Origin of the sequence: Acinetobacter sp. YH12136 (assembly GCF_013418545.1) — a bacterium.
GTDB lineage: Bacteria > Pseudomonadota > Gammaproteobacteria > Pseudomonadales > Moraxellaceae > Acinetobacter > Acinetobacter towneri.
The window spans coordinates 71,942-87,368 of the sequence record NZ_VPBV01000008.1; the positions used below are offsets into that span (position 1 = coordinate 71,942).

Sequence of the window (15,427 nt, forward strand, 5' to 3'; positions counted from 1 at the left end):
TAGAAAAAAAACAGCCCCGAAGGGCTGTTTTACACAATATATTGATTATGTACTGTCTAGATTATTCTACACGTTCACCATGTTGGCTTAAGTCGAGTCCCATACGCTCATCTTCTGCAGCCACACGAATACCAATGGTTAGATCAATTACTTTTAAGATGATGAAAGTCAGTACAGCAGAGTAAGCAATGGTCGCTAACACACCTTCAACTTGCACCCAAAGTTGGCTCATCAAGTTGCTTGGTGCAGTATCGCCCATAATAAACTCGCTGGCAAAGAAGGCTGTTAAAATTGCACCAACAATACCACCTACACCATGTAGTCCAAAGGCATCTAGAGAGTCATCAGCTTTCAGGGCGCGTTTTAAGGCAGTAATACCCCAGAAACATACCACACCACCAATTAAACCCATCGCTAATGCACCACCAACAGTCACAAAACCTGCTGCTGGAGTAATCACCACCAAACCTGCTACAGCACCCGATGCAGCACCTAATACAGAACCTTTACCACGTACCAGTTTTTCTGCTACAAGCCATGCAATTGCTGCGGCTGCGGCTGCCACTTGAGTCACAACTAAGGCATAACCCGCTGCACCATTGGCACCTAAAGCAGAACCACCGTTGAAACCAAACCAGCCCACCCAGAGTAAACTTGCACCCAGTACAGTCAAAGTCAGGTTGTGCGGAGCCATAGATTCACGGCCCAAGCCCATACGTTTGCCCAACATGTATGCAGCAACTAAACCTGCAACACCCGAGTTAATATGAACAACAGTACCACCAGCAAAGTCGAGAGCACCATCATTGCCTAACCAACCACCACCCCATACCCAGTGGGTAATTGGTGCGTAGACCACGACCACCCAAATCGCGATAAAGGCAACAAAGGCACCAAACTTCATTCGTTCTGCAATTGAACCACTGATAATTGCCACAGTAATGATGGCAAAGGTCATTTGAAATATCACAAATAGAATTTCAGGAATACTGCCACTGAGCGCATCGGTACCAATGCCTGCCAGCATGACTTTGTCTAGACCACCAATAAAGGCATTACCTTCACCAAAAGCCAAACTATAGCCCACTGCCACCCAGGCAATACTGACCACGGCTGCTGCTACAAAGCTATAAGCCATAGTATTGAGTACGTTTTTCTTGCGTACCATACCGCCATAAAATAGTGCCAAACCAGGAATGGTCATGAGTAAAACTAAAGCAGTCGAAACTAAAATCCAAGCGGTATCGCCTGTATCTAATACAGCTTCAGGTTCAGCAGCTTCGGGCGTGCTGACTTCTGCTACAGCTGCAACTTCTGTTGCATTTGTTGTTTCGATAGGAGATGTTTCGGCAGTTTCAAGCACTGCAACATCTGAAGTTGGTGCGGTGGCTGTTACGGCTTCTTCAGCCCAAGCAACAGAACCACCAAGAAGTGCGCCTGATAGACTCAGCGCGAGTAGCATTTTTTTCATTTGTGTCCCCCGACCTTTGTTTTTGTGAGTTATTAGGTACTCAGCAAACTTCGTGCCATTTTCTTAAACAGCGTCTGCACCCGTTTCACCTGTACGAATACGGATGACTTGTTCGAGGTTAGTCACAAAGATTTTGCCATCACCAATCTTGCCTGTACTAGCAACACGAGTGATTGACTCAATCACCGAATCCACCATTTCATCGCTAATTGCGATTTCAATTTTAACTTTAGGCAAAAAGTCAACGACGTATTCAGCGCCACGATAAAGTTCGGTGTGACCTTTTTGGCGACCGAAGCCTTTGACTTCTGTTACGGTGATCCCTTGAACACCAATTTCAGATAATGCTTCACGCACATCATCTAATTTAAAGGGTTTTACAATTGCAGTTACGAGCTTCATGTTTGTTTTCCTTCGGCTTAATTCACCAGTAAGGTTTTATGTTCAAATTCCATGCCAAAGTTCTAAGGTCGGGGGAAATTAGAAACCGTGACATGAGTTTTCTTTATACCTTATTTTATACATTTATATGGTTTTGATCTTCAAAAAATAGACATATTTACTAGAAGATTTACGATTTTACTCATCGAATAAATCCATATTTCGTCTGAAATGCTATAGTCTATTCAAGACCAGTGCTACACTGCCTCCATTTTCTCCATCTTTGTGGAAACAACAATGATTGAAACTTTATTACAAGCCATTTTGGAACAAGTTGAACAACCTAAAAAAGATTTAGAACATAATTTACGTGCTTTGCTCAATGAGGCGGTCACCAAAATGGATTTGGTCTCGCAAGATGAGCTAGACCGCCAACGTACTGCGCTCAATAATGCCAACTTACGTTTAAATGAATTGTTAAAACAGGTTGAAGCACTGGAACAGAAAATTCAACTCCAAAAATAAGCACCAATTGAGTGCATAAATACAAAAACCAAACATTATAAAAATAACGCACCAAAACGGATCATCATAAAAATGTCTTTTGCCAAAGTGTATACGCGGGGGCTGCTCGGCTTGCACGCCCCTGCAATTGAAGTCGAAGTCCATCTGAGTCAAGGTTTACCTTCTTTAACCATTGTCGGTCTAGCCGAAGCTGCCGTACGTGAGAGTAAAGATCGGGTACGCTCTGCCATTATTAACAGTGGTTTTCAATTTCCGACCAAACGTCTGACCATTAATTTAGCGCCTGCCGACTTGCCCAAAGATGGTTCGCGTTTGGACTTAGCCATTGCTTTAGGCATTTTAATTGCTTCGGGACAATTGCCCGAACAAAGCACTGAAAGTTTAGAGTTTATTGGAGAATTGGCTTTAGATGGTCAATTGCGTCCTACCACAGGTACACTCAGTATTGCGATTGCCTGCCAACAGGCACAGCATTGTTTGGTTTTACCTGAACAAAATGCACAAGAAGCTGCTCAATTGCCTGACTTTGAAGTCTTTGCCGCCACACATTTAAAACAAGTTTGCGAACATTTGGCACAAAGCCAGCCTTTAGATAAAGTCACCGCAATTGCCCAGCCACAGTTATCACATTCCGCATTTGATTTAGTCGATGTTAAAGGACAATTGCGCCCACGACGTGCTTTGGAAATAGCAGCTGCTGGTGGACATTCATTGCTATTCAAAGGCCCACCCGGTACAGGTAAAACCTTACTGGCATCCCGACTTTCCAGTATTTTACCGCCATTGAATATGCAGGAAAATTTAGAGGTCGCCAGCATCTATTCTGTGGCGGATAGCCCGCATACGTTTGGACAGCGCCCTTTTCGCGCCCCGCATCATACCGCTTCTGCTGTAGCCTTGGTCGGTGGAGGCTCATATCCCAAACCTGGTGAAATTACCTTGGCGCATTTAGGCGTTTTATTTTTAGATGAATTGCCTGAATTTGATAAAAAAGTGTTAGAAGTGCTGCGCCAACCTTTAGAGTCCAAAGAAATTGTGATTTCCCGCGCCTCTCGGCAAATTACCTTTCCAGCCAACTTTCAACTGATTGCTGCCATGAATCCCTGCCCTTGTGGTTATGCTTTTAATCAAGATGTGCGCTGTCAGTGTTCTGCAGAAAGTATTAAACGCTATCAAAACCGTATTTCAGGACCGTTGTTGGATCGTATCGACTTACACATTGATGTACCACCTCTGCAAGCACATGAATTACAGGATACCCGACCAGTGGAAAATTCTGAAACCGTGCGAAGCCGTGTCATTCAAGCATATACACGACAATTGCAACGCCAAGAGTGTTTAAACATGGCGCTCAGTCCCAAACAATTAGAGCAATTTGCACATTTAGATGATACTGCGCAAAATATTTTAGCCATTGCGCAGCAGCGTTTGAACTTATCGGCACGTGCGTATCATCGGGTGTTACGAGTGGCACGCACCATTGCAGATTTAGCCCAAAGTGAACAGATTCAAAGTCCACATTTGAGTGAAGCACTGTCTTATCGTGCCCATGAAGCCTGATTGAAAGTCTAATTAAGAGTTCGATTAAGAATCTGATTAAAAGTCTAAGAGATGAAAATAGCCCATTGCCATGCCTGTACAATGGGCGAGTTGTTTTTATTGTTTTAAGTTTCACTCCTAACTGGAGCTTTTATTTATCGTCGTAGCCGTATCTTTAGAAGGCTTTAGTTAAAGTAAATACAGCTCCTGTTTCAACGCCACGCTTTGCCGCATGCGAAAAACCATCGGTATCAATATCAGTTCCTACAGCAGCCAATTCAGCAGATAAACCTTCAACTGAAGCAAAGTTATAGCTTACACCGACTTTCCAATCTACATAGCTGTCTTTTCCACCGCCAAAATCAAAGTCATCTGCTTGGGTGTAACCTAATCCAGCAACCCCAGAAAAGCCGGTACTTCCAATGGGTGCGGTATAAGTGGCATTGAAATACCAAGCATCGGTGTCACCACCTAAGAAATCATTACTGTAGTTAATGGCTGTTAATAAGCTGGCATCTTTAAACAAAACATCACTAAAACCTAATTTTGCATAAGCTTCGAGCCAGTTTAAATCGCTCTCACTTGGGTAAGCGTAATACCAAAAACCCACATCCAAAATGGGTTTGCTGGCAAAATAATCTAGGCTTGTGGTATAGCCCATATAAGGGTCAAGCTCTAAATGTGCCGTACCACCAAAATCGACATTGGAACCCCACACGCCTGCATACACGCCAGAATCATGGCTGAGAGCAAAACCTGCTTGCACTGCGGGATCATTAAAGGTTTGAGTTAAACCACGATAGCGATAATCACTGGTTAAGGCTGCTGTCCCGCTAAACGACATGCCTGTCGCATTTTCTGCAGCAAAGCTGAGACTTGATGTGGCTGCGAACATCGCCAAAGAAAGTGTTTGAAGTACGAATTTCATTTTAGATTCCCCCTGCATCGGATGAGATGCCTTTGTCTATTTTTTTTGACTCAATGAAGGAATTGCAAACTCTATGCCAACGATGAAATTCAGAACAGCAATTTTACGTTTAAAAGCAATAGATATAAATTTAAACTATTGTTATACATCAATTATTTTTAGTGTGTTTTTTATTTTGATTGGAATGAATTTTGATTTGCATCAATACTCGTCTTATAACCACTGCACTTTAAACATGAATTTACACAGTGCTATGATTATTTTTTGCATCCTTGCATAGCAATAAAGCTAAATCACATACCTAAAAAAGTGCAGTCAAGAATCACAAGCCTATCCTGATCAAAAAATAGAAAGTCATGCCTATCCTCTGTTCATCCTTACGCCATCAACTATCAAAACTCAGTGAACAGACAGAAATCATGTCCTAAACTGCACTAGATTTCTGCACCAAAATTTGACATCAATATACGACGCGACACTTCAATCTTCACATCAAAAATAATTCAATGACCAAAACGATAGATCAATTTTAATTTTCGCAAGCCAACGACCATATAAAAGTTATGTATAAAATATCTGCTTAAACAGTTCTGTTTTCATCGTAATGCCAAAACTTAACACCGATGTTTCACATGAAATCCGTAATAGCCAAAAGCTATTACTCAAAGCTTAAATAAAATGTAATTTTTATACTCTTAATTCAAATAAAGATTCATAAATTTATTTCCCCACTTATCTCTTGCCCAAAATTCGACTTCATAGATAACCATTTCACAGGAAAAACTTCACCCTATTTTAAAATTTATGCTGTGCCTTATGCGCTTTGATCATACACCAAGCTGTTGAAAAATTGAATAAACTGTATTTTTAATGTACAAGTTGCAGATGCGCTGTATTTGGCTATGTTTCAGTGACTCAGTAAGTTTTAAATATGTTTATGTTTTTACTAAAAAATAAAATATTTATTCAACTTTTGAAAAGTCGATATTTTTAATGACCCCACAGTTTATCGAAAAAATGCTTAACTTTAGTGTCATAAGTGCTTTAAAAGTGATATTTTCGCGCATAAATAGCGATACAATTCGCCTACGTTTCAACTACACATTTACTGCATGAGGCCATCTCCCAATGCTGCAATCTAAAAAATTAACACTTGCGTTGCTGATCAACGCAGCGCTTGTTTCAACTGCATTTGCTAGCGAACAAAGTGAATCTAAAGGCTTTGTAGAAGACGCAAACGGTTCGGTTTTATTCCGTACAGGTTATTTGAATCGTGATAAAAAAGATGGACTAACAAACGACACAAGCTCTGCAGCTCAAACAGCAATTATCAATCTAGATTCTGGCTTTACTAAAGGTATTGTTGGTTTTGGTGCAGGTATCATTGGTGATGCTTCATTCAAACTAGGTGAAAACAAAAATACTGGCAACCAAATGATTCCAGTCCACAACGATGGTTCTGCTTATGACCACTGGGCACGTGGTGGTGCTTATGTCAAAGCACGCGTATCAAACACAACAGCTAAATATGGTACACAAGTATCTGAAATTCCAGTAATTGCAAGCAATACTGCTCGCTTAACCCCTGAGTACTACACTGGTCTTTATATTGAAAGTAACGAAATTAAAGACTTGACGTTAATCGGTGGTAAATTCACTAAAAACCAATGGTCAAATGACATCAGCTCAGACCAACAAAATTTGGACAGTGCTATTTTCTGGGGCGCGAAATACAAGTTTAACGACCAAGTAAATACTTCTTATTATGGTGTGGAAGTTAAAGATAAATTAGATCGTCACTATGGGAATGTGAATTATAGCCTCCCTACAGCAAATGGTGCGAGCGTAACTTTAGATGCAATGGGTTACAATACCAAATGGAAAGTTGGAGCAGCAACCACTGATCCACGCAGTGCAACTGAAGAATTGACTAACTCGATTTGGGGTGTATCTGCAAGCTATAACAGGGACGCACACAATTTGATGCTTGCATACCAAGATAATGCCGGCAACATAGGTTACGACTATGCTTACAACGAAGATGGTCTACAAAGCATTTATGTACCAAACTCATACTTATCCGACTTTAATGGTAACGATGAAAAATCTGTTGGCTTACAGTACAACTATAATTTTAAAAACCATGGTCTTCCAGGTCTAAACTGGACAACAGCATTCGTTTATGGTTGGGATATTGATGTAGCCGAAATAAATAATCCAGCACAAATTATCGACCAAGCTGAAGAACATGAATTCTTTAACCAAGTGAAATATACGGTTCAATCGGGTGCATTCAAAGATGCAAGCTTACGCTTACGTCACTCTTACTTACGTGCAAGCGATACGTATAACAATGCGAAAGAAAATTATGTCAGTAATGCTATTGGCTCAACAAACGAATGGCGTATCTGGTTAGATATTCCTGTGAAATTATTCTAATTTCTCAGAATAGCCAATCCAATAAAAAAACCTGCACAAAAATTGTGCAGGTTTTTTATCTCAGCTTTAAAATAAAAGCTTAGCAGGCTAAGCGCAAATTATGGATTTGCTGCTTTATAACCTTCAATTGAGTTCAATACTTCTTGTTTTGCAACATCCGCACCTTCCCAACCACTTAACTTCACCCATTTGCCTGGTTCTAAGTCTTTATAGTGTTGGAAGAAGTGTTCAATTTGGCTGATCAATAATGGTGGAAGATCCGTATATTCTTGAACATCTTTATAAATTGGGGTTAATTTTTCGTGCGGAACGGCAACCAATTTCGCATCAATACCACCATCATCTTCCATGTTCAATTTACCCACTGGGCGGCAACGAATCACAGAACCTGGCTCTACTGGGTGTGGGGTCACAACCAATACGTCTAGCGGATCACCATCCAATGAAAGTGTATTTGGCACATAACCGTAGTTCGCTGGATAGAACATTGCTGTACCCATGAAACGGTCTACAAATAATGCATCAGAATCTTTGTCAATTTCGTATTTGATTGGCGCTGCATTGGCAGGAATTTCAATGATCACATAGATGTCATTTGGTGCATCTTTACCCGCAGGGATATTGCTGTAGCTCATAGCATCACTCTTAAACAAGTTAAATCTTTTTAAAACCGCGTCAATTATAACGGTTTTCTGTCCTGAATTACTGCGCGATTATACATCTGCAAGGCAAAAATACATATTTTCAGACATGACTTGATCAGGTCAGTTTAATCACCATCAGCAAAATACAAATTGGACAAAGTAAAGACAGCATCCAAACAATTGAACGCAGCGTCGCCCAATTGGCTAAATAACAAATTCCATAAATAATGCGCAGCACAATATAAGCAATACCAAACATCATCACCACCACTTGTGGGATGACCATATATTCCGCCATGAGCACTGCAGCAATAAATAAAGGCAGGCTTTCAAAACTGTTTTGCTGTACAGCGTTAGCACGTGCAGCAAAACCTGTGGTTTTGGCTAAAAATTCACGTGGATTTTGGTTATCTTCACGTTTAAAGCCGCCTGCCATTTTTGCGACAACAGCAAAGACATACGGCAATAAGCAAGCAATTATAATTAGATAAACAATTCCACTTATGCTTTGCATCAATTTTTTCTCATAAACTGTATTGAGAACTTATCATAACATGGCATTTCTTGAATAAATTTTGTTAAATAGCATGTTTTAAGCAATTGTATAAAGGATCCATTATGGTCAGCCCAGATCAAAAGGAAATGTTAGATGTACTTGAAAAGCAGCGCCAACATCAACTGCGAGTGGATCGTGTTTTAAAAATTGTGTTGCCTATTGTGGCATTTTTATTGATGGTGATTTGCGCCAACATGAACGTATGGTCGACCATTTTTACCTTCGTTGTACTTTGGGTGGCGTTTTATGCGGTAGGGATTAAGCGCTTACCGCTCTGGCACTGGATTATTGTGATTGTGGTGTATTGCTTAATTGATAATATTTTAAGTTATGGCAGTTTTAATCAATCAGGTTTTAGCCGCCAATTTGGTGCGATGTTTATTTTCTTGGGTATTGTGGGTGTTGGGCGTCGTTACTTTGACCGTTGGCTGATGAAAGAGTAATACTTTTGCCTTTATCGAACAAGAAACAATCTATTTTCTATAGCATATAAAAAATGCCCCTGAGTTTTCAGGGGCGTTTTTATTTCAGAGCAGAATGAATTACGCAGTCTTACGCAAATCTTTACGCAAAATTTTACCTACGTTTGATTTTGGCAATTCATCCATAAACTCCACATAACGTGGGCGTTTATAGCCAGTTAAGTTCTCTTTAGCGAATGCTAATACTTCTTCTGTGGTCAATGATGGATCTTTTTTCACCACAAACAGTTTTGGCACTTCACCTGATTTTTCATCTGGTACACCAATTGCAGCCACTTCCAATACTTTCGGATGCTTCGCAATCACTTCTTCAATTTCAGATGGATAAACGTTAAAGCCTGATACCAAAATCATGTCTTTTTTACGGTCTACAATTTTCACATAGCCGCGTGAATCCATGACACCAATGTCACCTGTACGGAAGAAACCATTAATCATCACTTTGTCAGTTTCATCTGGACGGTTCCAATAGCCTTTCATGACTTGTGGACCACGGATTGAAATTTCACCTTGCTCACCTAGTGCAACTTCATTGCCGTCATCATCCAAAATAGCCACTTCAGTTAATGGCAATGGAATACCAATGGTACCACTAAATTCGTCAGATGTAGGTGGGTTAGCCGTTGCCACAGGTGAAGTCTCAGACAAGCCATAACCTTCAATAATGTTGGTGCCTGTGACTTTTTTCCATGCTTCAGCAGTTGATGGTAATACTGCCATACCACCACCCATCGCCATCTTCAATTTGCTGTGATCGAGCTGTTTAAACTCTTCATTGTTCACTAACGCATTGAATAACGTGTTTACTGCAGGGAAGAATGTCGGCTGATATTTACGCAATTCTTTCATTACCGCAGGTAAGTCACGCGGGTTTGGAATTAATACGTTGGCCTGACCTTTATACATGCCGTAAAGTGCACACACCATGAATGCAAAGATGTGATATAGCGGCAATGCACAGAAAATACGGTCATCTGGCTGACCATCTTGCGCACCAAATTTACTTTGGAAAATACCATCACATTGCAGCATGTTAGCTACAAGGTTGCGATGCGTTAATTCTGCACCTTTAGATACCCCAGTTGTACCACCTGTATATTGCAATACAGCAGTATCACTTAAAGTTAAGCTTGGGCGTTTGTAGTTGCTTGGGCTCACTTTAGACATTGCTGCGTTAAATTTAACGTGACCCGGAATGTTCCATGCAGGAATTTGCTTACGCACTGAACGTAAAACAAAATTCACCAAGGTGCCTTTTAATGCACCTAGCATATCGCCCACAGAAGCAACAACCACATGCTTCACAGGGGTTTTACCAATAATCGCCTGATAAACGGATGCAAAGTTTTCAATAATCACTAAAACTTCAGAACCAGAGTCATTTAATTGATGCTCTAACTCACGCGAAGTATAAAGTGGATTCACGTTCACCAAAACTAAACCTGCGCGGAACACCCCCAGTGCAACCACAGGATATTGAAGTACGTTCGGCATCATCACCGCAACACGCGAGCCAGGTGCCAAACCTAAACTTTGTAAATAAGTTGCAAATTTACGGCTAGCTTCTTCTAGTTCACTAAAGCTTAAAACCTTATCCATAAAGATAAAGGCATCACGTGAACCAAATTTTTGGAAATTACGTTCAAAAATGTCTACGAGTGACGTATTTTCTGCAGGCAGTTCTACAGTTTCTGGAATCCCTGTCTTTTGGTATTCAGCAAACCAAATCTTTTCCATAATGCCAATTTCTCCAATCAATAATCCTTAGTTTTAAACTGTTTTTCTCAATACAGGACGTCGTTCTTTGCTTGTTTATGTCCCGTATTGCATCCATTTTCACGAATACAAACCATATATAACGTATTTTGCTTAAAAAACGCTAGTATTATCTTTGAATTAACAGTTTATTTGCTTTTTGGTAACCGCGTGGTAAGAGCTGACCTTTCGTGCCGCGCTTCGCCACATACTTCAGCAAATCGTCACCTTTGAGTTTGAGTTGTTGCTGTCCTGCAAATACTTGAATTGCTTCATCTAAACTTAAAGGTAACATAGACACCAACTGATCTTTTTCTTCAAGTTGTATCAATTTATTACCTTTACCTTTGTTCAAAATTGGCAATTCTGACAGTTCAATCACCAGTAAACGCCCTGCTGAACTGAGCAGTGCAACATGACTCGCGTGTTCAATCATTTGCAAGTTCATCACTGTCGATTGTTCAGGCAAAGACAGGAATGCTTTACCTGCTTTGGCATTGGTATCTAGCTGTTTGGCCTGTGTTTTAAAACCATAACCTTTACTGCTGGCTGCTAAAATTTCAGCTTCATCATCGGCAATTAGTAATTGTTTAAAGCCAACGCCACTGGCAGGAGCGAGTTTTGAACTTAATGGTTCTCCCAAGCCACGTGCCGAAGGCAAGCTATTAATTGGCAACGCATAACTGCGTCCGGTATCATCTAAAATATAAACGCGCTGATTGGATTTGCCTTGTGCATGACTGAGATATTGATCACCCGCACGGAAGTTTAGATTTTCCGCATCGACCTCATGCCCTTTGGCACAACGAATCCAGCCTGCTTCAGACAACACCACCGTCACAGGGTCGGCAGGTAGCATATCTTGTTCATTAATTGCAGTCGCTTCGGCACGCAATACAATCGGTGAACGACGATCATCACCAAATTTTTTCGCGTCTTCTTTCAACTCACTGATAATTAAGTTTTTCAATGATTCAGGATTCGCCAATTGTTCACGAATAATGGCAGCACGTGCTTCTAATTCTTCTTGTTCACGACGAATTTCCATTTCTTCAAGCTTAGCCAAATGACGTAGCTTTAATTCCAAAATGGCTTCAGCCTGAATTTCATCAATACCAAAATGCGCCATCAACTCGGCTTTAGGATGATCTTCTTCACGAATAATCCGAATCACGGTATCAATATCTAAATAGGCAATCAGCAAACCTGCCAAAATGTGCAATCGCTTTTCGATTTTATTGAGATGATATTGCAAACGGCGTGTGACGGTATTTTTTCGAATCTCAATCCATTCCAGCAAAATACGACGAATCGATTTCACCTGCGGACGACCATCTGCGCCAATCATGTTCATATTGACACGATAGCTCGATTCCAAGTCAGTTGTGGCAAATAAGTGACTCATCACTGCTTCGGCATCAATACGGTTGGAACGCAGTACAATCACCAAACGGGTTGGGTTTTGATGGTCAGATTCATCACGCACATCGCTCACCAACGGCAGTTTTTTCGCCTGCATCTGATCAGCAATTTGGGTAATGATTTTTGAACCCGAAACCTGATACGGCAATTCGGTAATTACGATTTCATTTTTTTCGATGCTGTACACCGCACGCATACGGTAACTACCACGACCTGTACTTTGCATTTTCAGCAATTCTTCAGGCGGGGTAATAATTTCAGCTTTGGTAGGTAAATCTGGTGCAGGAATATATTCTGCGACTTTTTCATCGGTTAAATTTGGGTTGCGAATCAGGGCAATTGTGCCTTTCACCACTTCACGCAAGTTATGCGGTGGAATATCGGTCGCCATCCCCACGGCAATACCTGTGGTGCCGTTAAGCAAAATATTCGGTACACGCGCAGGCAAATTGACAGGTTCTTTTAATGAGCCATCAAAGTTATCTTGCCAGTCACAAGTACCTTGCCCCAATTCAGCCAAAAGCACTTCACTATATTGCGATAGTTTGGCTTCGGTATAACGCATGGCCGCAAAGGATTTAGGATCATCGGGTGAACCCCAATTACCCTGTCCTTCAATAAATGGATAACGATAACTGAACGGCTGCGCCATCAAGACCATGGCTTCATAACAAGCAGAATCACCATGCGGATGGTATTTACCCAATACATCCCCCACGGTACGTGCCGATTTTTTCGGTTTGCCACTGTGTTTGAGTCCAAGCTCACTCATGGCGTACACAATACGGCGCTGTACAGGTTTTAAACCATCGCTGATATGGGGTAATGCACGATCCATAATCACGTACATGGCATAGTTAAGGTATGCACGTTCGGTAAATTCTGCTACGGAACGGTTTTCTGTTGCATGATGCGCAAGGCTGGTCATAAAACCTGTCGTCCTAAATCATTTGTTTTTGTATCAATCGGCTTATGCTATGCCGCAGCAGCATCCTGCACAAGAGTTAGTAGGGATGCTCTGCGACAATTTGTGTCTTATGCCGTAAAAATATTCATTTTATAAAAAACAGCAATGCAAAATATACGATGGCTGGTGGTTATTTTACAAACCTATCGACTCTAAAGTTCTGCCTTTGGTTTCTTCACCCAACACCACAATCACCAAAGCAACGGCCAATAAAACCGCGGTAAACATCATAAAGACATAACTAAAGCCATTTTGCATGACCATCATGTGCGTGACCACCATTGGAGCGACAATACCGCCCATGCGCCCAATCGCCGAGGCCCAACCTGAACCAAAAGCACGAATATTGGTTGGATATTGTTCAGGAGTATAAGTGTATAGCACCCCCCACGCGCCCAAGTTGAAGAACGACATCAAACAGCCCCAGAACATGATCATCGCCACACTATCCGCCTGACCAAAGAAGTACGCCGATACGGCACACATGCCAATAAAACCTGCCAGTGTGGCTTTGCGGCCTAATTTTTCGACCAGCCAAGCGGCTGCAATATAACCGGGCAATTGCGCCAAAATCATGCCCAGCACATATTCAAATGACTGTACGATGCTGTAGCCTTGCTGCACCAACAGACTAGGCAACCAAGTGAAAATGCCATAATAGGAATAGACAATGCCAAACCAAATCAGCCACAGCATTAAACTACGACGTGCAAATGGTCCCGACCACAATTGAGTAAAAGAAATATGCTGTTTGGCGGCAACAGGCTGAACTTCAATCTGTTCAATGACCTCAACTCCACATTGACGCTCAAACTTTTGTACCAGTGCGTGTGCTTCGGCAATGCGACCACGATTGATCAGATATGGGATAGATTCAGGGACTTTTTTCCAGATAACCAAGGCATATAAGGCAGGCAAACCACCGATTAAAAATGCTGTATGCCAATCAAATTTTGGAATCACAAAATAAGAAACCAATGCCGCACATAACCACCCCAAGCCCCAAAAACTTTCCAGCAATACAATAAAGCGCCCACGCACATGCGCAGGAATGTATTCACTGACCAACGTCACCGCTACGGGAAGCTGCCCACCCAAACCTAAACCGACAATAAAGCGAAAGACCAGTAACCAAGTTAAATTCGGTGCAAAGGCACAAGCGGCAGTAGCTAGACTGTAAATCACCAAGGTGGTGGCAAATACAGTTTTACGTCCAATTTTATCGGCCAGACCACCTGAAAAGACTGCCCCAATGGCCATTCCGACAAAACCAATCGACACCACCATGCCTTTTTCGGCAGGGGTCATGCTCCAGTCTTCTGCCATTTTTGCCAAAATAAAGGAGATCAGTCCTGTATCCATGGCATCAAACATCCAGCCCAGACCAATCACCACCAGTAGGCTATAGTGAAATTTCCCAATGGGTAGACGTTGCACACGCGAAACTAAATCCATAACACACTCTTTAAGTTGGCTAAAAGGATATGGGCTAAAACACAACTGCTGTTGTATTTTTATACTATGAATTGACAGGATGTGGATAGCATTAAAAAACCGATCTAGTGATCGGTTCGCTTCTATTTAGATATTCAATACAATTCTTATAACCAATTAGGTTTCATCTTTAGAGGATGCTGAATGTTCATCATCGTCCTGATAAATAAATTTAGGCATTTCTAAGCCAAAATAAATCGCAATCAAACGCAAGGTAAAACCAAAAATAAGTGTTGCGATCACAGTTAATTCAAGTGATAAACCGATTTTGATACACAACCAATAGCAAATCACGGACACAAAAGAAATACTGGCATATAGCTCACGGCGGAACACCAAAGGCACATCATTACACAGAATATCACGCAGAATCCCGCCTGACACACCTGTTAAGACGCCTGCAACGGCAGACACCACAAAGCCATGCCCCATTTCCAAAGCAATTTGACAACCAATAATAGTGAAACCAATTAAGCCTAAAGCATCGAGCACCAAGAAAATGGAACGTAAATGACGCATCCATTTGGCAATTAAAATGGTGATAAAAGCTGCAATACAGGTCAGCACCAAATATTCAGGATGTTTGACCCAAGTCAGCGGATAATGCCCCAACAATACATCTCGCACCGAACCACCGCCCAATGCGGTGACACAGGCAATTAAGGTGACACCAAACCAGTCCATGCTGCGACGCCCTGCAGACAATGCGCCTGTCATCGCTTCTGCGGTAATCGCGATTAAGTAAATGACCAACAACAACATGGACTTGCCCTTCTTTCACTAGGCCAATAGATGCGCGTTATAATAAGCGAAAAACCAAGATA

13 protein-coding genes are annotated in these 15,427 nt (G+C 41.5%); 4 read left to right on the forward strand and 9 right to left on the reverse strand.

The genetic code is table 11. From position 1 onward, the window contains the following. Positions 1–61 precede the first annotated feature (61 nt). Together FTU71_RS05545 and glnK are read right to left on the reverse strand one after the other, a co-directional pair. Entirely contained in the window at positions 62–1,471 is a 1,410-nt protein-coding gene (locus FTU71_RS05545; RefSeq protein ID WP_180111612.1) for an ammonium transporter, read from the reverse strand. A gap of 63 nt (positions 1,472–1,534) precedes the next feature. After that, positions 1,535–1,873, reverse strand: coding sequence for a P-II family nitrogen regulator (glnK, locus tag FTU71_RS05550; RefSeq protein WP_004650081.1), 339 nt, complete (start codon positions 1,871–1,873; stop codon positions 1,535–1,537). Positions 1,874–2,149: 276 nt separating this feature from the next. Here glnK and FTU71_RS05555 point away from each other — a divergent pair, with 276 nt between their 5' ends. Together FTU71_RS05555 and FTU71_RS05560 are read left to right on the forward strand one after the other, a co-directional pair. After that, positions 2,150–2,377: an accessory factor UbiK family protein gene (locus FTU71_RS05555; protein ID WP_004975661.1), complete on the forward strand. Its 228-nt coding sequence runs from the start codon at positions 2,150–2,152 to the stop codon at positions 2,375–2,377. A 72-nt stretch (positions 2,378–2,449) separates the two neighbouring features. Then, complete coding sequence (locus FTU71_RS05560) at positions 2,450–3,937, forward strand: YifB family Mg chelatase-like AAA ATPase (RefSeq protein ID WP_180111615.1); 1,488 nt, start codon at positions 2,450–2,452, stop codon at positions 3,935–3,937. 154 nt (positions 3,938–4,091) lie between these two features. On the opposite strand, the gene FTU71_RS05565 is transcribed toward FTU71_RS05560, so the two are convergent. After that, positions 4,092–4,844 carry a TorF family putative porin gene (locus tag FTU71_RS05565; RefSeq protein WP_026438393.1) on the reverse strand — a complete coding sequence of 251 codons (753 nt, stop codon included), beginning with the start codon at positions 4,842–4,844 and terminating at the stop codon, positions 4,092–4,094. Positions 4,845–5,972: 1,128 nt separating this feature from the next. Between FTU71_RS05565 and FTU71_RS05570 the strand changes: the two genes are divergently transcribed. Continuing rightward, positions 5,973–7,283 (forward strand): OprD family outer membrane porin, encoded by a 1,311-nt coding sequence (locus tag FTU71_RS05570; RefSeq protein ID WP_179993473.1) that lies wholly within the window; start codon positions 5,973–5,975, stop codon positions 7,281–7,283. Between the two features lie 98 nt (positions 7,284–7,381). Here FTU71_RS05570 and ppa read toward each other — a convergent pair whose 3' ends face one another. Next, positions 7,382–7,918, reverse strand: coding sequence for an inorganic diphosphatase (gene ppa, locus FTU71_RS05575; protein WP_004975651.1), 537 nt, complete (start codon positions 7,916–7,918; stop codon positions 7,382–7,384). Between the two features lie 124 nt (positions 7,919–8,042). Next, positions 8,043–8,441 carry an MAPEG family protein gene (locus tag FTU71_RS05580; RefSeq protein ID WP_096902243.1) on the reverse strand — a complete coding sequence of 133 codons (399 nt, stop codon included), beginning with the start codon at positions 8,439–8,441 and terminating at the stop codon, positions 8,043–8,045. Positions 8,442–8,545: 104 nt separating this feature from the next. On the opposite strand from FTU71_RS05580, the gene FTU71_RS05585 reads away from it, so the two are divergent. After that, complete coding sequence (locus FTU71_RS05585) at positions 8,546–8,926, forward strand: hypothetical protein (RefSeq protein WP_004975646.1); 381 nt, start codon at positions 8,546–8,548, stop codon at positions 8,924–8,926. 99 nt (positions 8,927–9,025) lie between these two features. Here the strand turns inward: FTU71_RS05585 and FTU71_RS05590 are convergent, their stop codons facing one another. The 4 genes from FTU71_RS05590 to FTU71_RS05605 form a co-directional block, all read right to left on the reverse strand. Next, entirely contained in the window at positions 9,026–10,702 is a 1,677-nt protein-coding gene (locus tag FTU71_RS05590) for an AMP-binding protein (protein ID WP_180111617.1), read from the reverse strand. A gap of 148 nt (positions 10,703–10,850) precedes the next feature. Continuing rightward, positions 10,851–13,070: a DNA topoisomerase IV subunit A gene (parC, locus tag FTU71_RS05595; RefSeq protein ID WP_096902245.1), complete on the reverse strand. Its 2,220-nt coding sequence runs from the start codon at positions 13,068–13,070 to the stop codon at positions 10,851–10,853. Positions 13,071–13,244: 174 nt separating this feature from the next. Next, entirely contained in the window at positions 13,245–14,564 is a 1,320-nt protein-coding gene (locus FTU71_RS05600) for an MFS transporter (RefSeq protein WP_180062047.1), read from the reverse strand. Between the two features lie 156 nt (positions 14,565–14,720). Beyond that, on the reverse strand, positions 14,721–15,365 hold the full coding sequence (locus tag FTU71_RS05605) for a trimeric intracellular cation channel family protein (RefSeq protein ID WP_161419638.1): 645 nt from the start codon (positions 15,363–15,365) through the stop codon (positions 14,721–14,723). Positions 15,366–15,427 lie beyond the last annotated feature (62 nt).

Bases quoted from the DNA above. Each gene is read 5' to 3' on its own strand.
- FTU71_RS05590 (WP_180111617.1), bottom strand. From the start codon at position 10,702: ATGGAAAAGATTTGGTTTGCTGAATACCAAAAGACAGGGATTCCAGAA.
- FTU71_RS05560 (WP_180111615.1), top strand. From the start codon at position 2,450: ATGTCTTTTGCCAAAGTGTATACGCGGGGGCTGCTCGGCTTGCACGCC.
- FTU71_RS05565 (WP_026438393.1), bottom strand. From the start codon at position 4,844: ATGAAATTCGTACTTCAAACACTTTCTTTGGCGATGTTCGCAGCCACA.
- glnK (WP_004650081.1), bottom strand. From the start codon at position 1,873: ATGAAGCTCGTAACTGCAATTGTAAAACCCTTTAAATTAGATGATGTG.
- FTU71_RS05545 (WP_180111612.1), bottom strand. From the start codon at position 1,471: ATGAAAAAAATGCTACTCGCGCTGAGTCTATCAGGCGCACTTCTTGGT.
- FTU71_RS05605 (WP_161419638.1), bottom strand. From the start codon at position 15,365: ATGTTGTTGTTGGTCATTTACTTAATCGCGATTACCGCAGAAGCGATG.
- FTU71_RS05600 (WP_180062047.1), bottom strand. From the start codon at position 14,564: ATGGATTTAGTTTCGCGTGTGCAACGTCTACCCATTGGGAAATTTCAC.
- parC (WP_096902245.1), bottom strand. From the start codon at position 13,070: ATGACCAGCCTTGCGCATCATGCAACAGAAAACCGTTCCGTAGCAGAA.
- FTU71_RS05585 (WP_004975646.1), top strand. From the start codon at position 8,546: ATGGTCAGCCCAGATCAAAAGGAAATGTTAGATGTACTTGAAAAGCAG.
- FTU71_RS05580 (WP_096902243.1), bottom strand. From the start codon at position 8,441: ATGCAAAGCATAAGTGGAATTGTTTATCTAATTATAATTGCTTGCTTA.
- FTU71_RS05555 (WP_004975661.1), top strand. From the start codon at position 2,150: ATGATTGAAACTTTATTACAAGCCATTTTGGAACAAGTTGAACAACCT.
- ppa (WP_004975651.1), bottom strand. From the start codon at position 7,918: ATGAGCTACAGCAATATCCCTGCGGGTAAAGATGCACCAAATGACATC.
- FTU71_RS05570 (WP_179993473.1), top strand. From the start codon at position 5,973: ATGCTGCAATCTAAAAAATTAACACTTGCGTTGCTGATCAACGCAGCG.